The 19,492-nt window shown below is 47.5% G+C and carries 20 protein-coding genes and 1 pseudogene; 14 read left to right on the top strand and 7 right to left on the bottom strand.

Annotation, left to right across the window (positions count from 1 at the left end; translation table 11 throughout):
• Positions 1-94: 94 nt before the first annotated feature.
• The 13 genes and pseudogenes from zapG (at position 95) to ACRDCA_RS03195 (ending at position 12,646) form a co-directional block, all read left to right on the top strand.
• On the top strand, positions 95-493 hold the full coding sequence (zapG, locus tag ACRDCA_RS03255) for a Z-ring associated protein ZapG (RefSeq protein WP_025122663.1): 399 nt from the start codon (positions 95-97) through the stop codon (positions 491-493).
• A gap of 198 nt (positions 494-691) precedes the next feature.
• Positions 692-2,065 carry a serine endoprotease DegQ gene (gene degQ / locus ACRDCA_RS03250; protein ID WP_438688281.1) on the top strand — a complete coding sequence of 458 codons (1,374 nt, stop codon included), beginning with the start codon at positions 692-694 and terminating at the stop codon, positions 2,063-2,065.
• An 89-nt stretch (positions 2,066-2,154) separates the two neighbouring features.
• A complete protein-coding gene (degS, locus tag ACRDCA_RS03245; protein ID WP_438688280.1) occupies positions 2,155-3,213 on the top strand; it encodes an outer membrane-stress sensor serine endopeptidase DegS in 1,059 nt (352 codons plus the stop codon).
• A gap of 68 nt (positions 3,214-3,281) precedes the next feature.
• Positions 3,282-3,416, top strand: a complete 135-nt coding sequence (locus tag ACRDCA_RS03240; RefSeq protein ID WP_438688279.1) for a hypothetical protein — start codon at positions 3,282-3,284, stop codon at positions 3,414-3,416.
• Between the two features lie 18 nt (positions 3,417-3,434).
• Positions 3,435-3,633, top strand: a pseudogene (locus ACRDCA_RS03235) (transposase); the annotation flags it as partial.
• A gap of 705 nt (positions 3,634-4,338) precedes the next feature.
• A complete protein-coding gene (locus ACRDCA_RS03230; protein WP_438688278.1) occupies positions 4,339-4,875 on the top strand; it encodes a fimbrial protein in 537 nt (178 codons plus the stop codon).
• Positions 4,876-5,014: 139 nt separating this feature from the next.
• Positions 5,015-5,704 (top strand): fimbria/pilus periplasmic chaperone, encoded by a 690-nt coding sequence (locus tag ACRDCA_RS03225; RefSeq protein ID WP_438688277.1) that lies wholly within the window; start codon positions 5,015-5,017, stop codon positions 5,702-5,704.
• 47 nt (positions 5,705-5,751) lie between these two features.
• Entirely contained in the window at positions 5,752-8,355 is a 2,604-nt protein-coding gene (locus ACRDCA_RS03220) for a fimbria/pilus outer membrane usher protein (RefSeq protein WP_438688276.1), read from the top strand.
• Positions 8,355-8,867: a fimbrial protein gene (locus ACRDCA_RS03215; protein ID WP_438688275.1), complete on the top strand. Its 513-nt coding sequence runs from the start codon at positions 8,355-8,357 to the stop codon at positions 8,865-8,867. The genes ACRDCA_RS03220 and ACRDCA_RS03215 overlap by 1 nt, the downstream gene beginning before the upstream one ends.
• 75 nt (positions 8,868-8,942) lie before the next feature.
• A complete protein-coding gene (locus tag ACRDCA_RS03210; RefSeq protein ID WP_438688274.1) occupies positions 8,943-9,959 on the top strand; it encodes a fimbrial protein in 1,017 nt (338 codons plus the stop codon).
• A 422-nt stretch (positions 9,960-10,381) separates the two neighbouring features.
• On the top strand, positions 10,382-11,188 hold the full coding sequence (locus ACRDCA_RS03205) for a winged helix-turn-helix domain-containing protein (RefSeq protein ID WP_438688273.1): 807 nt from the start codon (positions 10,382-10,384) through the stop codon (positions 11,186-11,188).
• On the top strand, positions 11,172-11,645 hold the full coding sequence (locus tag ACRDCA_RS03200; protein WP_438688272.1) for a hypothetical protein: 474 nt from the start codon (positions 11,172-11,174) through the stop codon (positions 11,643-11,645). Before ACRDCA_RS03205 ends, ACRDCA_RS03200 begins: the two co-directional genes overlap by 17 nt.
• 785 nt (positions 11,646-12,430) lie before the next feature.
• Positions 12,431-12,646, top strand: a complete 216-nt coding sequence (locus tag ACRDCA_RS03195) for a hypothetical protein (RefSeq protein ID WP_438688271.1) — start codon at positions 12,431-12,433, stop codon at positions 12,644-12,646.
• A gap of 738 nt (positions 12,647-13,384) precedes the next feature.
• Here the strand turns inward: ACRDCA_RS03195 and murA are convergent.
• From murA to mlaF, 7 genes are all read right to left on the bottom strand, one after another.
• Positions 13,385-14,644, bottom strand: a complete 1,260-nt coding sequence (gene murA / locus ACRDCA_RS03190) for a UDP-N-acetylglucosamine 1-carboxyvinyltransferase (protein ID WP_438688270.1) — start codon at positions 14,642-14,644, stop codon at positions 13,385-13,387.
• 53 nt (positions 14,645-14,697) lie between these two features.
• The gene (ibaG, locus tag ACRDCA_RS03185; protein WP_021180689.1) at positions 14,698-14,952 is read right to left on the bottom strand and encodes a BolA family iron metabolism protein IbaG; all 255 of its coding nucleotides are present in this window, start codon (positions 14,950-14,952) and stop codon (positions 14,698-14,700) included.
• A 155-nt stretch (positions 14,953-15,107) separates the two neighbouring features.
• A complete protein-coding gene (gene mlaB / locus ACRDCA_RS03180; RefSeq protein ID WP_438688269.1) occupies positions 15,108-15,410 on the bottom strand; it encodes a lipid asymmetry maintenance protein MlaB in 303 nt (100 codons plus the stop codon).
• A complete protein-coding gene (gene mlaC, locus ACRDCA_RS03175) occupies positions 15,410-16,039 on the bottom strand; it encodes a phospholipid-binding protein MlaC (RefSeq protein ID WP_438688268.1) in 630 nt (209 codons plus the stop codon). Before mlaC ends, mlaB begins: the two co-directional genes overlap by 1 nt.
• Positions 16,040-16,053: 14 nt before the next feature.
• Positions 16,054-16,599 carry an outer membrane lipid asymmetry maintenance protein MlaD gene (mlaD, locus tag ACRDCA_RS03170; RefSeq protein ID WP_438688267.1) on the bottom strand — a complete coding sequence of 182 codons (546 nt, stop codon included), beginning with the start codon at positions 16,597-16,599 and terminating at the stop codon, positions 16,054-16,056.
• 4 nt (positions 16,600-16,603) lie between these two features.
• A complete protein-coding gene (mlaE, locus tag ACRDCA_RS03165; RefSeq protein ID WP_021180693.1) occupies positions 16,604-17,386 on the bottom strand; it encodes a lipid asymmetry maintenance ABC transporter permease subunit MlaE in 783 nt (260 codons plus the stop codon).
• Positions 17,387-17,390: 4 nt separating this feature from the next.
• The gene (mlaF, locus tag ACRDCA_RS03160; RefSeq protein ID WP_025122672.1) at positions 17,391-18,206 is read right to left on the bottom strand and encodes a phospholipid ABC transporter ATP-binding protein MlaF; all 816 of its coding nucleotides are present in this window, start codon (positions 18,204-18,206) and stop codon (positions 17,391-17,393) included.
• 301 nt (positions 18,207-18,507) lie between these two features.
• Between mlaF and ACRDCA_RS03155 the strand changes: the two genes are divergently transcribed.
• Positions 18,508-19,485: a calcium/sodium antiporter gene (locus ACRDCA_RS03155; protein ID WP_438688266.1), complete on the top strand. Its 978-nt coding sequence runs from the start codon at positions 18,508-18,510 to the stop codon at positions 19,483-19,485.
• The last annotated feature ends 7 nt before the right edge of the window (positions 19,486-19,492 follow it).

The following is a 19,492-nucleotide window of genomic DNA, read 5'->3' as shown; positions in this document are numbered from 1 at the left end:
TATCAGGATTCCACTCGGACAAGGTTAACGGTTATAGTGGATATTATTAAGTGAAAAATCCCTGCGGAACAACGAAGTCACAATAGGAGTCATCATGACCTGGGAGTATGCGCTGATTGGTTTGGTGGTCGGTATCGTAATCGGTGCGGTAGCGATGCGTTTTGGTAACAGTAAACTGCGTCAGCAACAGGCGCTGCAAAACGAACTGGATAAGAGCAAAACCGAACTTGAAGAATATCGTCAGGAGCTGGTGGGCCATTTCGCCCGCAGTGCCGAGCTGTTAGATAACATGGCGCGCGACTATCGCCAGCTGTATCAACATATGGCGAAAAGCTCCAATAACCTGCTGCCGGATCTACCGATGCAGGACAACCCGTTCCGCTACCGTCTGTCCGAATCGGAAGCGGATAACGATCAGGCTCCAGTGGAAATGCCTCGTGACTATTCCGAAGGGGCATCTGGCCTGCTGCGCGGCGCACCACGCAGTAATTAATTCCCCGCTATACTGACCCGTGGGGCTCTCCCACGGGTTGTTCACTTCGTTCGCCCCCGTTCCCCGCCCTGCACTGTGCTTAACCCTGGCGATCAAGTGAACTTTTCGCGTAAATTCATTGTCCTAGACTTCACAAGGATATTGCCACGGCAGTATCGTAAAAAATTTCACCGACAGGTTTTGAGAGAGCTATAACCAATGAAGAAAAGAACTTTGATTCTTAATGCATTAGCAATGAGTATTAGCCTGGCGTTCGCCTCCGTTCCGGCTGCAAATGCAGCCATGCCTGCCGCAGTCGCGGGCCAGACCTTGCCAAGCCTGGCACCGATGCTGGAAAAAGTGCTGCCCGCCGTGGTAAGCGTGCGTGTTGAAGGCACCCAGGTACAGCGCCAGCCGCAGCTGCCGGAGCAGTTTAAATTCTTCTTTGGCCCGAATATGCCTGCACCGAAAGAAAGCTCACGCCCGTTTGAAGGGTTGGGTTCCGGTGTGATTATCGACGCGGAGAAGGGTTACATTCTTACCAACAACCACGTCATCAATAACGCCGACAAGATCAGCGTGCAGCTCAATGATGGCCGCGAGTATGACGCCAAGCTGATTGGCCGCGACGAGCAGTCCGACATTGCTCTGCTCCAGGTCACTGATGTCAAAAACCTGACGGCGGTAAAAATCGCGGACTCTGACAAACTGCGCGTGGGTGATTTCGCCGTGGCCGTTGGTAACCCGTTCGGCCTTGGCCAAACGGCGACATCCGGTATCATCTCCGCACTGGGCCGTAGTGGCCTGAGCCTGGAAGGGCTGGAAAACTTCATCCAGACCGATGCCTCCATCAACCGTGGCAACTCCGGCGGCGCACTGGTGAACCTGAACGGTGAGCTGATCGGTATCAACACCGCGATCCTGGCTCCGGGCGGCGGCAACATCGGTATCGGCTTTGCCATCCCAAGCAACATGGCACAAAGCCTGAGCAAGCAGTTAATTGAGTTTGGTGAAGTGAAGCGCGGCCTGCTGGGCATCAAAGGCAGTGAAATGACCGCCGATATGGCGAAAGCCTTCAATACGGATGCCCAACGCGGGGCCTTCGTCAGTGAAGTAATGCCAAAATCGGCCGCCGCCAAAGCTGGCATCAAAGCCGGTGACATTCTGGTCTCACTGGACGGTAAGCCGATCAGCAGCTTTGCCGAACTGCGTGCCAAAGTAGGCACCACCGCACCGGGTACCACCGTTAAAGTGGGCCTGCTGCGTGAAGGCAAACCAATGGATGTTGCCGTCACTCTGGATAACAGCGAAAGCGTCTCTACCAACGCCGAAACCCTGTCGCCTGCGCTGCAAGGTGCTGCCCTCACCAACGGTGCACTGCCAAACGGCGATAAAGGCGTTAAGATCGACAAGGTGGATAAAGGTACCCCGGCGGCGCAGTTTGGCCTGCAGAAAGGGGATGTGATTATCGGCGTCAACCGTCAGCGCGTTGAGAACATCACCGCACTGCGCAAACTGCTAGAGGCAAAACCTCCGGTGATGGCGCTGAACATCGTACGCGGCGACGAAAACATTTATCTGTTACTGCGTTAATTTGTTGCGAAACCGGGCGCGCCAGCATACTGCGCCCGGTTAACTCGTGCTATCCTCCATCAATCTTTTCCAACACTAACTAAAACTCCATGTTTGCTAAGCTCTTGCGTTCTATTGTTATTGGTTTGGTGGTCGCCGGTATACTGCTGGCCGCCCTGCCCATGTTGCGTTCCGCCAATAACATATTCGCCAGCAAATCCGAGAATACCAGCGGCGAAACCCCGCTCAGTTACAATACCGGCGTACGCCGGGCTGCTCCTGCCGTAGTCAACATCTACAACCGCAACATCAGCGGCGCGACCAACGTGCTCTCTCTGGGTTCCGGGGTGATCATGAACGATCGCGGCTACATCATTACCAACCGCCACGTAATCAAAGACGCCCAGCAAATCACCGCCGTACTGCAAGATGGCCGCCGCTATGAGGCGTTACTGGTCGGCTCCGATAGCCTGACCGACCTGGCCGTGCTGAAAATCGATCCGGGCAATCTACCGGTGATCCCAATCAATACCGCACGCCCTGCCCGCATCGGTGATGTGGCGCTGGCGATCGGCAACCCGTACAACCTTGGGCAGACCGTGACCCAAGGCATTATCAGTGCCACCGGGCGTATCAGCCTGAGCACCACCGGGCGGCAAACCTTCCTGCAAACCGATGCCTCGATCAACCGTGGTAACTCCGGCGGTGCTCTGATCAACTCCCTGGGTGAACTGATGGGCATCAACACGCTGACCTACGACAAGATCACCGATGGGGAAACGCCAGAGGGGTTAGGCTTTGCCATCCCGGTAGAGTTGGCGACCAAGATCATGGATAAGCTGATCCGTGATGGCCGGGTTATCCGCGGTTACTTTGGCATCCAGGGTAAAGAGATTATCCCGATGCGCACCTCCGCAACCGGCATCGACCGTCTGCAAGGGATCATCGTTACCGAGATCACGCCGAACGGCCCGGCCGCCAATGCAGGGTTCCGTATTAATGACATCATCATTAACGTTGATAACAAACCGGCGATATCGGTATTGGAAACGATGGATCAGGTGGCGGAGATCCGCCCTGGCACGAAGATCCCGGTGGTGGTGCTGCGCGATGGGCAACGCATTACGCTGCATATGGCGGTGGGTGAGTTCCCGGAGGATAATAGTTAAGCAGCTAGCAAAATTGTGTAGCCACCTGTTTTTAATATCTTCTTCCTGAGGATGGAGACAGGCAGATTATGGACGAAAAGAATCTCAAGGCCCTTGCGACTGAACGGGCCAATGGCCTTAAAGCTGAAGCCAATCTCAACCAGTTTTCCCGTATGCTGATCAAGCTTACCGTTGGTATAGCACTCATTGTGAGATTAGGCTGAGTCCCCCTCCCCCGCAAAAATACCTTTGAACCGCAGTTAATCAAGAAAAATCAAACTCGTATTACACAGATGAATAGCCAGATTTTATCCCCGTACGCCAAAGAGATGGATGACCACACGAGACGCCGTCGCCAAGTTTAAAGAAATTTACGACGCCAATGTGACGTCAACGCTGATATCCAAAGTCACCGATGCGCTAAAAGAGCAGATCATGGAGTAGCTGCGTAATTAACAAAGCCGTGTTCTTTGTTTTGGGATCACTGGTCCCGTTCTATGCTTAACCTGGAAACAGCGCGAACGGTGATTTGCCGGGGTCCCAGCCCACTCCATATAATGAGTTAAGTGAAAGAATGGAACGACTACAGCAATGAACCTTGAACAATAGACTTTATTCGATTATTGTCTATTTTTCAGATAGTTTAAAACCCTGCAATATCTTTTAACATGGTTTTTTATGCAAAAATCAAAGTTTTTCAATGCTTTTTGATTAATAAGCTAGGATTATTCCCTATAATTTTATTATTTTGTCTATTTCTCTCATTTTAATTACTGAATATCCAATATACTATGAACTCAACATACAGAGAGGGTATTGTCGAAAAGTAATATGTATTGCATGGTTTTAACAATGACCTCGAGGTACTTACCATCTCAAACAAAATTACAGTTAATTAGATTTAATGTTATTTATCTTCTGAGTAATATGCAGAAATAAAGCTATAAGTTAAATTCATTAATTATACCCAATGTTATCTGTATGTTCTAGCAGCAGAGCATCATATTTATAGCAGGAGTATTTCTCCTCTATAAAAAAGAACTGTTTTGATGGAGTTTGCCCAACGCAAATAGTGCATGATTAAGCGATGGCGGACAATAAAACAGTATGGAAATATTAATATTGTTCTAAAAAGGAATTATCTGTATGTTTAAAAAATCAGTTCTCCAAGTGTTGATGGTATCTTCTCTGTTGGTTGGCGCATCAGTTTCTTCCGCTGAAACTTTAGTTGCCAGTGGCACTATCAACTTTACGGGTAAAGTTGTTGATGCTGGTTGTGCCGTTGCCGCAGGGAGTATTGACCAGAGTATTGAAATGGGGCAAGTGCGTACGACTGCTTTAGCAGCTTTGGGTGATACCTCTAACGCCACAGATGTAACTATCGCTTTAGAGGATTGTGACACAACGGTAGCAGCAACAGCCGCGGTGATTTTCAGTGGTACTTCTCCTGCAGGTGATACTACCGTTCTGGCTGCCGGTCGTGGTAGCGCTGCAGCACAGAATGTAGGCATTAAATTTTACGACAACCAGAATGCAGAAATCGATTTGGGTGTAGCTTCGTCTGCGGTAGATCTGGCTAATGGTGATAATACCTTGCACTTCTTTGCCAAATATTACGCTCTCGGAGCAGCAACCGCAGGTGATGCGAGTGCAACCAGCACATTCACCATGGTTTACCCATAATCACATTTGTAGTATAGGGCTTTTTAATACGACTTAACGAGCCATGTAAACCTATAACCAAGGGCATATTCATGCCCTTATGATTATATCAGTTATGAACCCTTCAGGTATTAATAGCTTTAACTCCAGGAAGCAACCAATGTTTAACCAATGGATTAAAACCACCGCTGCTTATTTATTTTTTGGTATGACTATGGTCGGCACAGCAAACGCTGGCGGAGTCGGTCTAGGTGCCACTCGCTTAATCTATCCTTCGGATACAAAGCAAATATCTATTTCTGTACGAAATACAGATGAAAACCAAGCATTTTTAATTCAACCTTGGATTGAGGATAAAAATGGAGAAAAAAGCAATGACTTCCTGGTGACGCCTCCATTGTCGGTACTTAAACCTAAGCAAGAGAACCTATTGCGTATAGTTTATACTGGCCCATCATTAGCGCAAGATAAAGAAACACTTTTTTGGTTAACAGTTAAAGCTGTTCCTCCACAACATGAGACAGCTAACAATAAGAATGTACTACAATTAGCATCAGCGAATAGAATAAAGATCTTTTACCGCCCAACAAGCTTAACAACTCCCCCTCAGGATGCTCCGGAATTATTGACGGCAAAAATCCAGGAGCAGAATATAGTATTGTCAAATGCATCAGAATATCATGTCACCATGGTTAATTTAAATGCCAATGGCCAATATTTTGACGCAGTCATGGTGCCACCTAAAAACAGCACCACTTTAAAATTAAACAAACCAGGCCATGGCGTCCTTAAATTCAAGACCATCAACGATTATGGTGCGAAAACTAAGGAAATGACATTAAGCTATTAATTCCCATGGAATTATTAGATGGGGAATAATATTGGGAATAAATCGATATGGAAGTTGAGCGTTTTTCTAGAAAATCATGCAAATCAATTTTTTGTTTAACTAAAATGACGTTGCTAATCATTTTTATCATCAATAAAAGTGAGGCTTCAACTTACAAGTTCAACCCTGAATTTATTAATGATAGCAACCTAACCGTTGCAGACTTGTCATCGTTTGAGCAAGGCTTGGAGTTACAACCAGGAACTCACAATGTTGATATTTATGTAAACAAAGAATATCTTCGCACAGATAATTTGACATTTGAAATTAAAAAAAACAAAACTAATTCGATTTTAACTCCCTGTATTTCAGGCCCTGAACTATTAACTCTCGGAGTTAAAAGGTCAGTTTTTGATTCGTTAAACCCCTCAATCAACAATGAGTGTATCGATCTTCTAAAAAGCCTGCCAGACTTTAACGTTGAGTTTGATCAGCAAGCATTAAAAGTTTATTTTTCCATCCCACAGACTTTACTGGATAAAAATGCCAGAGGATATATTCCCTCCGAAAGGTGGGATAGTGGCTTACCAACGGCCATGATCAACTATACATTTTCAGGTGCAGACTATCGATACCATGGTGAAAATTCGTCCGATCGTCAAAGCTATTTCCTTAGTTTGAACGGAGGGATGAATATTGGGGAATGGCGCTTAAGAAGTCAGCAGAACTGGAACTATAGTAGCCCAAGTGGTGGCGAGTGGAGCCACATAAAAAGTTACCTGCAGCGAGAGATTCGTTTCTTAAAAAGTCAGTTAACGCTAGGTGATACCAACACATCACTTAATATTTTTGATTCTATCGGTCTCCGTGGAATACAGATTGAATCCAAGGATTCAATGTTACCTGATAGTCTGCAAGGTTTTGCCCCGGTTGTCCGTGGGATTGCCAAAAGCAATGCTAGGGTTTCTATCCGACAAAACGGTAATGTGATTTATCAAACATTTGTCGCGCCTGGTGCCTTTTTGATTGATGACCTTTATGCAACTCCCACCAGTGGCAATCTGCAGGTAGAGATTGAAGAGGAAAATGGTCAAATCACACGTTATTCAATGCCTTATTCCAGCGTACAAAATCTGCTCAGAGAAGGTAGGGTAAAGTATGCCGCCAGTGTGGGCGAGTACCGTTCTGGCTATAATGCAATGCAAAATAATCCTCTGTTTTTTCAAGGCTCTCTATTTTTTGGGGTCAGTGATGGCTGGACTTTGTATGGTGGCACACAAATTTCACAGAAATATCGTTCCGCAGCAATAGGTGTTGCTCGAAATATGGGAGGCTGGGGAGCATTATCTGCTGACATTACCCATGCCCAAAGTGAATTGGCTGATGGAAAGCAATACCACGGAAACTCTTTGTTACTTCGCTATGCCAAATCTATTACTGACTTCGGTACCAACCTGAACTTCGCAGCCTATCGTTATTCAACGGATAGCTTTTACTCCTTAAGTGATACAACCTACCAGAGTATGAGTGGAGAACAGAAGGAAGACATAACAGATGAAAATGGAAGGATAATTCAAAACACGATAAATACCTATAATTTGCGCTATGCAAAAAAAGCTATGTCGCAGATTTTAGTTTCGCAAAGTTTGAAAGATTATGGTTCAATGTATTTTTCATTTAACCGCCAAAATTACTGGAATACAGAAAAAGCCTCTTCAAACACACAAATAGGATATTCCGGGAATGTCGGTAGTATCTCTTACACCTTATCATATTCACAGAACAGAACGCCATGGACAGGTGAAACAGATAAAATAGCCAATTTTGCATTGTCTCTGCCGTTAGCAGACCTGTTACCAGGATCTCGTCTAAATACATCTAACTCGGCCAGGCTAAATGTTTCAACGATGCATGAAAACAATGGCACCAGCATGCAAAGTGTGGGTTTGAGTGGTAGTGCGCTGCAAGACAACAAACTAAATTACAGTGTTTATCAGCATTATCGTAACAATGCGGCCAACGGTGGTAATGCATCATTGAATTATAAAGGCCGTTATGGCATTGCAGATTTAGGTTATAGCTATACCAGTGATAGTCAGTTTGCTAAGTACGGTATAAGTGGTGGCGTAGTGTTACATGAAGGTGGTATCACATTAGGACAGCAATTGAGCAATACCAACATATTAGTGAAAGCGGAAGGAGCACCTGATATCACCATCGCAAACAATACAGGTATTAAAACTGACAGTCGCGGTTACGCTATCATCCCTTACGCCACCGCATATCGTGAAAATAGAGTACAGTTGGATGTGGAAACTTTAGGGCAAGATGTTGAGTTGGATGAGGCTATAAAAACGGTAATACCGACTGAAGGAGCGCTTGTTAGGGCTACATTCAATACCCACGTAGGTTACAAAGCAATGTTTAATATTACGTATGACGGTCAACCGCTACCTTTCGGTTCAATAGTCAATACGGATGAAGAAAGCATTAGCAGCGGTATCGTTGGTGATAATGGCATCGTTTATTTGAGTGGTCTCTCCCTCTCTGGTCAGTTAAAGGTTCAATGGGGGAAATTAGCCAATCAAAGCTGTATAGCCAATTATGACATAAGCAACGTAAAGCGTAATGAAATTACGGGGATCCATACTACATCGATTAGGTGCAAATAATGAATAGCATAAAGGCATTGTTATTTTTTCTTATCATTGGTGAATGCAACTATTCCTGGAGCTATGATATATTGCTCAATGTTTCGGGGACTATTATTGCCACTGGTTGCACCTTGGAAAATGAGTCTGAATCTCTTGTCGTTGATATGAAAGAGATTAATAGAAGGCAATTTAATGTTGTTGGCAGCCAACTGCCTGAGATCCCTTTTAAAATAAAGCTGTTGGATTGCGCAGCTTCAGTGACAGGGGCAACGGTCAGTTTCTCGGGTGCGGTTGATTCGGAAAATACACAGCTATTGGCCCTGAACTCTGGCGGAACTAATGGCATAGCGATAAAAATACTGGATGAAGATAAAAATCTCATACCGATGAATGAAGCTTCCAAGAGTTACGTCATCAACGGTGCTAATGCTATAGAGTTGGATTTTTATGCACAATATGTTGCGACAGGGGAGCCAATTACAGTTGGTGAAGCAAATGCAATCGCAACATATACTGTTTCTTTTCCTTAATGCTTTTTTACTAGTATGCGACATGTGTCTGAAGGATAGCTGTCCGATACATGAGAAGATAATGGAGTTTTTGTAATGATCAAAATACATACTGTTCCTTTAGCAATGGCGTTAGGTTTTATTATTAGTTTACCGGCAATGGCTATCAATAGCTCAACTTCTAAGCTTATTCTTTCCCCTGCAAATATTTCATTTACCGGAAATGCCGATTCTGTCGTCTTTGGTGAGCCAATGTCGGGGCCGACCACAACCAGAACTTCGCTTGTGTTTGGATGCACGATTTTTTCTAACTGTAATAGAGCTACAGTCCGGCTTGATAGCAGCATAGTTCCTTCAGGGATAACTGCGACTGTAGCGGGGATCACGTATGGTGTTTATGAAACCGGTGTGCCAGGCATAGGTTTTATTATTGGCGTCAAGGATCACAATGCCTCAACGTACATTCCATTGACAGATGCAGAAAACGAAACATGGAGAGGTTCAGCTCCTCAAATGGGGTTTGACACGCAAGTACATTTCATCAAGACAGGCAATCGCCTGGTTACGGGGAGCATTACTACACCACAAATAACCGCAGCAATATTAACAGGCTATGATACTTGGGGGGCGCAGGCTCAATCTCAGATAATTATCAACCCAATGACGGTCACTACCTTTGTCAATGGTTGCACTGTCGACCAGTCAGCACTGAACTTTCCGATGGGGGAAATTAGTGAAAAAGTATTTAATGGCGTTGGTAGTCTGTCTGAAGGCGTGACCGCTACGGCTAGTTTGCACTGCGATGCTAACGTCACCGTTGCGGTGGTACTCACCGATCAGTCAGATACATCAAATACCAGTAGCACTATTGGGCTAACACCTGCTTCGGAGGCCCGTGGAGTCGGCGTTCAGTTTTTTGCTCACGGTCAACAGTTGATGTCTTTAGGACCGGATAGTTCGTTAAAGGGAACTACTGGTCAAATCCAACTAAGTACAACGCAACAAAATAATTCTATCATCACCCTCCCACTGACCGCCAAATATGTCCAAACAGGAGAGATTACGCCAGGTAGTGCAAATGCAATAGCCAGCTTAACTTTCTCATATCAATGATCGCCACATCAAATTTCAAATCAAGTTGCAAGGTAATGACTTTTTACCCGGTAATTATCTTGCATATAGGAATGAAAAGAGCGATATCCTGCAATGCGGGCCACCTACCAACACCTAAAATCAAACGGTAGCTTGTTGTTCATCAGCTGCATCACCAGATACCACGGCTGATTGTTCCTCTGTGGACGACTCTTGTGGTGCGTTTTGCAGGCAAGTTAACCCACTTTCTATTTCTATTGCTGAATATGGATCTTAATTATTGTAAGTTACCCTTATTTACCTTAAAAATCAATGTGTTGATAGCTAGGATCTTAACTTCTTAAATCATGCTTTTTCAACATTCCCTCCTTATTAAGAAAGATGAGTAAGTGTTTTAAAATCATTTATAATCATGTAGAGCATCGATTGTTGGAGCATTCTGCATGGAGTGGTATCTCATAAATCGCACGGCACGGTTTACCCCTGAAACCTGTACGCTTTCCATCCAAGGCAAACAGGAAACAGATTTTGTTCTGAATACCCCGGCTGCAGCGTGCCTAGTCTTACTCCTTCAAAGAAGGGGGGAAATCGTTGGAAAGGAAGAGTTTTATAAGACCGTTTGGCACGAAAAAGGAAATTATGTTACGGCAAATACCTTCTATCAAAACATCTCATTGATTAGAAAGGGTTTTAAAGCCGTAGGACTCGAGCCAGGTTGGGTGGAAACGGTACCGGGAAAAGGTATAAGGCTCGGGAGAGCATTAAATGTAATTTTAAAATCAGATAGTTACAACGATGAGCCATTGGAAACCAAAACTCAACCCCCTTTAATACAAGAATCCATCATTGATAATGGTATTAAGGGAAGCTCAGCAAGCGTTACCAACGCAAAGTGTCGAGAGCCACGTTCCATCCGCAGCATAGCCATCTATACATCATTTCCAATCATATTAATTTGCGGCTTGCTTTGGCTATCTGAATTACCACCAAAGGATTATTTCGCCAATTACAGCCTAATCTCCGAGAAAAATAAGTGCAAATATTATGCAGATAATTCAATTGGTTACCAAAGTAGATACGATGCCTACATTGCGAGAGCAACCTCCAAATGCCAAGAGGAACAGGTACACTACCTGAGCATATCCAGGTCTGGTTTTATGGTTTCAGACATAGCTTGCTATCCCTCAGTCAATCACCTCAACCATCATTGTGTTTCAACTTATGAAGTTAAATATGATAATCAAGAATAAACATATCAAGAACGTTGTTATCATTGCTATGCTATGTACATCTATTCTATTGATTTACATAACATTTAACCGCGTCCACAACAATGACTTCAGCTGTGAGGCTGATTTGATTGTCAATAAAGATAACAGTCAACTTACCTTAAATATTTCTTATACTTTTAATGATACCAAAGGGTTCGTCGAAGCAAACGGGGAATTATTTGAAAATGGTCATCTCAAGTTAAAGATAAATCGTGAATTTCCTTTTACTTATATAAAAAATCAGAATCAATACATTTTGATTTCACAGCAATCCATTGATTATGCTGAAGTTATCAAGGTTTTAAGGCCTGTTATTCCGGACTTTTACCTTTTCCGTGATCGTAGTTATAAATTAGAAATAATCAAACAACCCTCAGGGGATTATCTTTTTGTTACCGACCAACTACCTATTTTCCTTTGCAAGATTCGGCAGTAGCATTAACATAATCATAAAAAATCCTAATGTAGAATTTCTTAGATTGTTTAGGCATTACAAACAAACAATAAACTACAATTAGTTATGCTATTGACATACATTCCTGTCACCTTTGGCCCTTATGAGATTTATCTTCAAAAATTAACACGCATATTACAGTATCAGTCGCCAAATGAAAAATTGATCTACATCAATTTTTCATTTACTTATGGCTATCTGGGGTATGAGATAATTTCTTAAATACAGTATGAAGATAGTTTATATTCTCTAGTCTCGCTCGTTTTCCTGATGGGCAATCACGCATAGGAACTATCCTATCTTTAATAAGAATTAGCTGTATTTATTAAAAACATCCAATATCGAAACCATGTTGAAAAAAAAACCGAATGCGCTACATTAGCCCCATCAATTACTTCTTAATGCGAGAGCAATGTTATAGCCTCGCGAGGTACTTATTCGTAATGCATAATGTAATCGACGTTTGGTCACCAAAATCCTATTTCTTTTTTAGAGGCATGGAGGCGTTACTTGGTAATGAGCCATTATTACTAAATGAAGGAAAGATGCAGAATAGCAAACAGTTTTGTAAAAGGATCCTTATAGTGAATTTCACTATATCACACCTTTATCTCTTTAATAGTTACCTTAAAAAGGATGGTTTTAGAGATTACGATATGTACTTATTGGTTGCTGACCGCCACCTTTCCCCTCTAGGGCGCCACCTCCATAATTCCATAAATAAGATACGGTTAATTTCAGCATCTAAACTTAAGGAGTCAACCATCATGGATATCCTTTGGGAGGGAAAAAGTCATGATCATGGACTATCATTATCATTAAAGGAAAAGGAATTACTCTTTGATATGTTAAGCGGAACACCGCTTCCAATCCTTGCCCTGAAGAAAATGCGTTCAGTAAAGACGCTTTATACACAAAGAAAGCGTATTTTTAGCAAATTAAGATTCGATAACACAATGGACTTTTTACTTGCGACCATGTGAGAGAACTGTTGGCCCTACCCCTAATATAATCCGGTCATAATCAGAAATAATCGGCGCCAGGTTGGTTACATATACTGGCAACCAGCAGATTTATCGGTGAGTTCGAAGGGATCATCCAGCCCAGCGCACAATGAGAACAACGCTGATTATAGTGCATATGCTAAGCCTCGATTTTGTACCGGACATCTTCCGGAGGCATGAACGCGTGCTTGTTCAAGTACTCCTGCCGTTAAAAGGCCCCATCATGGCATTGTTCGCCGGTGTTTCTGGCCGTGAAAAATCAATCCTGATACCCGTTCGTAAATCCAATTATCAGCATTCACCAGCAAATGCAGAGGCGTTGTCGATTTCACTCATTGTGATAAAGCTACGCTGTAAGCATCCCTGTGACTGCTGTTGAACGCAGCTCCCCAGGCATTCGTAAATAGAGATCGGTCACTGTCTGCTGGCGTAACCCACGCCCGTCAAACAACGCGCCAGAGACAAATCTATGCCCCAAATACGGTTTGGATATCGCCTCATGGGGTTGTGGCTGTCGCCGCAATGCAAATTTATTGTGGTGTGAACGGTCAAGCCACAGCGACGGTCCCTGCTCACTGTAAAGGTGATCAATAATCTTATGATTATTAATCTAACCAATAATTTGGGTCGGGTAATCAAGGAAGGATTGGGGAGAGGAACCACGATATTGAAGTACCTACGCCCCGCAGCAGGGGCATAGGTTATTAACTGTTGCGATTACTCGCCTTTCACACGTTCGATATTGGCACCCAGCGCGCGCAGTTTGTCTTCAATGCGCTCGTAGCCACGGTCGATGTGATAAATACGATCCACCACCGTGACGCCATCGGCAATACAACCCGCCAATACCAGGCTGGCAGAGGCACGCAAATCGGTCGCCATCACCTGTGCACCAGAAAGCTGCTCTACGCCGTGGCAAATCAAGGTGTTGCTCTCAATTTCCGCGTGTGCGCCCATACGGACCAACTCAGGCACGTGCATGAAGCGGTTTTCGAAGATTGTTTCGGTGATCACGCCGGTGCCTTCCGCTACCAGGTTCAACAGGCTGAACTGCGCCTGCATATCGGTTGGGAAACCAGGATGTGGCGCCGTGCGCAGGCTAACCGCTTTCGGGCGTTTGCCATGCATGTCCAGGCTGATCCAGTCTTCACCGACTTCAACATCGGCACCGGCTTCACGCAGTTTGGCCAACACCGCGTCCAGCGTATCCGGACGGGTATTGCGGCACATCACTTTGCCACCGGAAACGGCAGCGGCAACCAGGAAGGTACCGGTTTCGATACGGTCTGGCAGCACACGGTAAACCCCGCCACCCAGACGCTCAACGCCTTCGATGGTGATCTTGTCCGTGCCCGCGCCGCTGATTTTGGCACCCAGCGTATTGAGGAAGTTGGCGGTATCGACGATTTCCGGCTCACGCGCCGCGTTCTCGATGATGGTGGTGCCCGTAGCCAGCGTTGCGGCACTCATGATGGTCACGGTCGCGCCCACGCTAACCTTGTCCATCACGATATGCGCGCCCTTCAAGCGCCCTTCCACGGAAGCCTTGACGTAACCCTCTTCCAGTTTGATTTCTGCACCCAGTTGTTCCAGGCCGGTAATGTGCAAATCAACCGGACGCGCACCAATGGCACAGCCGCCTGGCAGCGATACCTGGCCACGGCCAAAACGAGCCACCAACGGCCCCAATGCCCAGATGGAGGCACGCATGGTTTTCACCAGATCGTAGGGAGCGCAAAACTCGTTCACACCGCTGGCATCAACAAATACCGAGCCATTACGCTCGATCTTGGTGCCCAACTGGTTGAGCAGCTTGATGGTGGTATCAATGTCCTTCAGCTTAGGGACGTTTTGCAGTTCGACAGGCTCTTCCGCCAGCAAGGCGGCAAACAGGATCGGCAGGGCGGCGTTTTTCGCCCCGGAAATGGTCACTTCACCGCTCAGACGGGTCCGGCCCTGCACACGAAATTTATCCATTTGACTACTCTCTGTTATCTGTTCTGAGCTGCCTGCCCGCCGGGCAAACAGCCTTAAAATCCGTTGAGTTTGCGATCCCGCTGCCACTCTTCTGGGGTATATGCCTTGATCGACAAAGCATGAATACGGTTGTCCGCGATGTATTCCATCAGCGGCGCATAGACGGCTTGCTGTTTCTTGACACGGCTCATAGTGGCGAACAGTTCACCCACGGCGATCACCTGAAAATGGCTGCCATCGCCGGTCACGTGCGCTTCTTCCAGTGCCAACGCTTTCATCAGCACGTCTTTAATTTCGCTATTTTCCATAGTATCCAGTTCTGCATCGAAGGATCATAGTCACTCGGGGCGACTGCTTGGCGCCTATCTTAGTAGAATCCGCCGCTTTCTTAAACCAAAGAAAAAGCCCCTGAGCAACAGGGGCCTTTAGCTGATTTTTCCCGGTCAAGCCGCCAAATATGTGGCTAACTTGCGGTTTCGACAGGCATTATTGCTGACAAATTGTAGAGCGTGATCAGCGTTTGCAACCGTTCGGTGATGCCGGAAATTTTTATCTCAATTCCCTGCTGACGCCGTTGCTCACGTAAATGCAGCAGCAGTGCCAACCCGGCGGAGTCCACGCGCTGCAGTTGAGCAACATCGATCACGGTTTTATCCGCCAACAACATCTCACGTTGCTGCCAGAGCGGCAATAACGTCTCACGGTCCAGCTCGCCGCTCAGCACCAGCGTTTGCTGTTGTGATACCCAGCTCAGCGCTGCGGCCATCAGTTTTTCTGATCCAGAGTGATCGGCTGTTTGGCGGCCGCTTGCAGCTGCTGGGTCAAACCTTCAACGCCTTTAAGACGCAGGGTGGAGGCCCACTCGTTCTGCTTGGTGGTGATCATGCTGACGCCCTCGGCGATCATGTCATACGCCTGCCAGTTGCCGGTTTTGCTGTTCTTGCGCCATTGGAAGTCCAGACGCACCGGCGGGCGGCCACCTTTATCCACTATGGTCACACGGATCGCCACGATATCGGCAGTACCCAGCGGCTGTTCCGGTTCGATCTGATAGGTCTGGCCCTGGTACATTGCCAACGCCTGACCATACGCCTGCTCCAGATAGGACTGGAACGCAGCAAAGTAGGCTTCACGCTGTGCTGGCGTGGCATCTTTGTAGTAACGGCCCAGCACCAGTGCCCCGGCATATTTCACCTGCACGAACGGCATCAGTTCTTCATGCACGATGGTGCGCAGGTAGTTGGGATCCTGCTTGATTTTCGGCTGCTCGCTTTTCAGGCGGGTAAAGGTTTTCTGCGCAGCGTCTTGCATCAGGCTGTAGGGGTTAGTCTGATCCACCGCATTAGCTAGCGGCGCAACCACCAGCAGGGCAACCATTAAAAAACGTTTCAACATGCAGGTTTCCTCGATTAATGACTTGTAGCGGAATGCGCAGCGGCATCCGGTGCAGGTGCTGCGGCAGCGTCTGGTGAGTTAGAGCTATCCTGCCCCCCACTCTTGTACAGGAACTGGCCGATCAAATCTTCCAGCACCATGGCAGACTTGGTGTCCTGAATGGTACCGCCATCCTTAAGGATAGCAGTGCCCATCTCGGGATCTTCAAAACCGACGTTCAATGCCAGGTATTGCTCCCCCAGCAGGCCGGAGGTGCGAATTGCCAGCGAACTGGTGTCTGGCAGTTGGTTGTACTGTTGCTGAATATCCAGCGCTACGCGTGGCGTGTAGGTCTTCGGATCGAGCGAGATAGCCGCAACACGGCCAATCATCACCCCGCCGATTTTCACCGGTGAGCGCGCTTTCAAACCACCGATATTATCGAAGGTGGCATAGATACGGTAAGTCGGCTCGTTACCGATCGATTTAATATTGGCCACCTGGAGGCAGAGGAAGATGATGGCGCACAGCGCAATCAGCATAAACGCCCCAACCCAGATTTCACTTTTCTTCGTTTGCATCGAATCAATTCCCAAACATCAGTGCAGTCAGCACGAAATCCAATCCCAACACCGCCAGTGACGAATGTACCACGGTCCTTGTCGTTGCCTGACTAATCCCTTCAGAGGTTGGTACGGCATCGTAACCATTGAAGATCGCAATCCAGCTAACGGTAATGGCAAAAACCACGCTCTTGATCAGGCAGTTCAGTAAATCCTGACGCCATTCTACGGCCCCTTGCATCGCCGACCAGAAGAAACCGCTGTCGATCCCTTTCCAGTCCACGCCAACAATCGCACCGCCCCAGATACCGATAGCGACGAAAATAATCGTCAGCAACGGCATGCTGATCAGGCCTGCCCAGAAACGGGGGGCCACGATACGCCGCAGCGGATCGATCGCCATCATTTCCAGGCTGGAGATTTGCTCGGTGGCCTTCATCAGACCGATTTCAGCGGTCAGCGCCGAACCGGCACGGCCAGCGAACAGCAGAGCGGTCACTACCGGCCCCAACTCCCGCAGTAATGACAATGCCACCATCATGCCCAGGCTGGCCTCGGCGCTGTAGGTGGTAAGGACGATGTAACCTTGTAGCCCCAACACCATGCCGATAAACAAGCCGGACACCATGATGATCAACAGCGACTGCACGCCCACGCTGTGCAGCTGCTTTAACAACAGCGGCCACTGTTTGCGCGGTTCCGGGCGCCCGATCAGCGCGTGGAACAGCATCAGCCCGGCGCGTCCAAAGGCTGCGCTGGTGTTGATGCCACGGCGTCCTAACGACGCTAACGCCTTTAAAAACATGAGGTTATTTACTCCCTTCCCCTAAAAGCTCTGTCTGATAATCACCAGCAGGGTAACGGAACGGTACCGGCCCATCGGCAATACCATCCAGAAATTGACGCACTCGCGCATCAGGATTGTTCTGTAACTGCATGGCCGAGCCTTCGGCAATGACATGGTGATCCGCCACAATATAGGCGTAATCCGCGATACTCAAGACCTCTGGCACATCATGAGAAACCACGATGCAGGTGATCCCGAGCGCGTGGTTCAGCTCATCGATCAGCTTGACCAGTACGCCCATGGTGATCGGATCCTGGCCGACGAAGGGTTCGTCGAACATGATCAGCGTCGGATCCAGCGCAATGGCACGCGCCAAAGCTGCACGCCGGGCCATACCGCCAGACAGTTCGTTCGGCATCAGATCTGCCGCGCCCCGCAATCCTACGGCTTCCAGCTTCATCAGCACCGTACTGCGCAGGATCTCTTCCGGCAGGCGGCTGTGTTCTCGCAGCGGGTAGGCCACGTTCTCAAATACCGTCAGATCGGTGAACAGTGCCCCCGACTGAAACAGCATGCTCATCTTCTTACGTGACTCATACAGCTGATGACGCGACAACGCCGGAATGTTGTCGCCATCAAACCAAATCTCACCGCAGTCCGGGCTCAACTGGCCACCAATCAGGCGCAACAGCGTGGTTTTACCAATGCCGGACGGCCCCATGATCGCCGTTACCTTGCCACGGGGAACCGTCAGGTTGATGTCTTCGAATATCAGCCGATCGCCGCGAGAAAAGTTCATGCCGCGCACTTCGACCAGATTATCTGCCTTCTGGTGCATGTTTATTGATCCTGTACAGGCTGTTTTTGTGCCAAATCATCCGTGATGGTAAAGCAATAGGGGCAATACGTCCTATTTTTACCGAAGATTACCGTCAATTCGTTACCAATGATGCCATAGGTTTTACTTTTAGGCTCCAGACGGTCAAAATTAGGAAATAACGCAAAAAAATAAAGATGTTCCACTTTTGACCGGGAAAATTCGTTGCAGTGACATCACTGATGCAACGTGGGGTAAGCAAGCTGGCCGATAACGGCGTTTGACCAACGAACCGGGATTATACCCAAAAATAGGACCCTGAATGTTTCTCGCAATAATGCTGTTGATCGTTGGTTTATTTTTACTGGTGTATGGGGCTGACAGACTGGTTTATGGCGCGGCGGTGATTAGCCGTTCGCTGGGGGTTCCCCCGTTGATTATCGGCATGACGATAGTCGGGATCGGCACGTCGTTGCCAGAGTTGATCGTGTCGGTCACCGCCGCCCTCAATGGGCAGACCAACCTGGCGGTGGGCAACGTGATTGGCTCCAACATCACCAATATTTTACTGATCCTGGGGGTGGCAGCGCTGATCCATCCGCTGTCGGTACGTTCCGAGGTGTTACGGCGTGAACTACCGCTGATGTTGGGGGTCACTCTGTTATGCGGTTATGTGTTGATGGACAACACCCTGAGCCGGTTCGACGGCATGCTGCTCCTGCTGGCCGCCACCGGATTTATCCTGCTGATGCTGAAAATTGCCAGGCTGGCACAACGCGAAGGCAACGACAGTCTGACGGTGGAGCAACTCGCCGAGCTGCCGCAGGACAGCAGCAACACCGTGGCCATTCTGTGGCTGGTGCTGGCCTTCATTATTCTGCCGCTGTCATCAAAGATGATCATCGATAACGCGTCGGTGATTGCCCACTACTTTGGCCTGAGCGAACTGGTGGTTGGCCTGACGATTATCGCCATCGGTACCAGCCTGCCCGAACTGGCCACCTCGATCGCCGGAGCACTAAAAGGCGAAGATGATATGGCGGTAGGGAATATCATCGGCTCGACGATTTTTAACACGGTGATCGTACTGGGCATCCCCGCCCTGCTCTCACCGGGCAGTATCGATCCTGCCGCCTTCCAGCGCGATTACTGGGTGATGCTGGCGGCCAGTATCCTGCTTGCCGCCCTGTGCATTGGCCGCAAACATCGTATCGGTCATCTGGCGGGAGCTCTGTTATTATGTGGCTTTATTGCGTATCTTGCAGTGTTGTTCTTTAACCCTTTCAGTACGTTCGGCTAACCGTTGG

The sequence above is a fragment of the Serratia sp. (in: enterobacteria) genome (assembly GCF_051654945.1).
Taxonomy (GTDB): Bacteria; Pseudomonadota; Gammaproteobacteria; order Enterobacterales; family Enterobacteriaceae; genus Chania.
Note: the sequence above shows the minus strand (reverse complement) of the source record. Positions and strands in the feature narration are given on the sequence as shown.

Excerpts from the sequence above, each read along its gene's own strand:
- mlaC (WP_438688268.1), bottom strand. The coding sequence starts at position 16,039 with ATGTTGAAACGTTTTTTAATGGTTGCCCTGCTGGTGGTTGCGCCGCTA.
- murA (WP_438688270.1), bottom strand. The coding sequence starts at position 14,644 with ATGGATAAATTTCGTGTGCAGGGCCGGACCCGTCTGAGCGGTGAAGTG.
- ACRDCA_RS03200 (WP_438688272.1), top strand. The coding sequence starts at position 11,172 with ATGATAATCAAGAATAAACATATCAAGAACGTTGTTATCATTGCTATG.
- mlaE (WP_021180693.1), bottom strand. The coding sequence starts at position 17,386 with ATGTTTTTAAAGGCGTTAGCGTCGTTAGGACGCCGTGGCATCAACACC.
- ACRDCA_RS03210 (WP_438688274.1), top strand. The coding sequence starts at position 8,943 with ATGATCAAAATACATACTGTTCCTTTAGCAATGGCGTTAGGTTTTATT.
- mlaF (WP_025122672.1), bottom strand. The coding sequence starts at position 18,206 with ATGCACCAGAAGGCAGATAATCTGGTCGAAGTGCGCGGCATGAACTTT.
- mlaD (WP_438688267.1), bottom strand. The coding sequence starts at position 16,599 with ATGCAAACGAAGAAAAGTGAAATCTGGGTTGGGGCGTTTATGCTGATT.
- ACRDCA_RS03230 (WP_438688278.1), top strand. The coding sequence starts at position 4,339 with ATGTTTAAAAAATCAGTTCTCCAAGTGTTGATGGTATCTTCTCTGTTG.
- ACRDCA_RS03220 (WP_438688276.1), top strand. The coding sequence starts at position 5,752 with ATGGAAGTTGAGCGTTTTTCTAGAAAATCATGCAAATCAATTTTTTGT.
- zapG (WP_025122663.1), top strand. The coding sequence starts at position 95 with ATGACCTGGGAGTATGCGCTGATTGGTTTGGTGGTCGGTATCGTAATC.
- ACRDCA_RS03215 (WP_438688275.1), top strand. The coding sequence starts at position 8,355 with ATGAATAGCATAAAGGCATTGTTATTTTTTCTTATCATTGGTGAATGC.
- ACRDCA_RS03195 (WP_438688271.1), top strand. The coding sequence starts at position 12,431 with ATGGATATCCTTTGGGAGGGAAAAAGTCATGATCATGGACTATCATTA.
- ACRDCA_RS03225 (WP_438688277.1), top strand. The coding sequence starts at position 5,015 with ATGTTTAACCAATGGATTAAAACCACCGCTGCTTATTTATTTTTTGGT.
- ACRDCA_RS03155 (WP_438688266.1), top strand. The coding sequence starts at position 18,508 with ATGTTTCTCGCAATAATGCTGTTGATCGTTGGTTTATTTTTACTGGTG.
- degS (WP_438688280.1), top strand. The coding sequence starts at position 2,155 with ATGTTTGCTAAGCTCTTGCGTTCTATTGTTATTGGTTTGGTGGTCGCC.
- ibaG (WP_021180689.1), bottom strand. The coding sequence starts at position 14,952 with ATGGAAAATAGCGAAATTAAAGACGTGCTGATGAAAGCGTTGGCACTG.
- ACRDCA_RS03240 (WP_438688279.1), top strand. The coding sequence starts at position 3,282 with ATGGACGAAAAGAATCTCAAGGCCCTTGCGACTGAACGGGCCAATGGC.
- degQ (WP_438688281.1), top strand. The coding sequence starts at position 692 with ATGAAGAAAAGAACTTTGATTCTTAATGCATTAGCAATGAGTATTAGC.
- ACRDCA_RS03205 (WP_438688273.1), top strand. The coding sequence starts at position 10,382 with ATGGAGTGGTATCTCATAAATCGCACGGCACGGTTTACCCCTGAAACC.
- mlaB (WP_438688269.1), bottom strand. The coding sequence starts at position 15,410 with ATGGCCGCAGCGCTGAGCTGGGTATCACAACAGCAAACGCTGGTGCTG.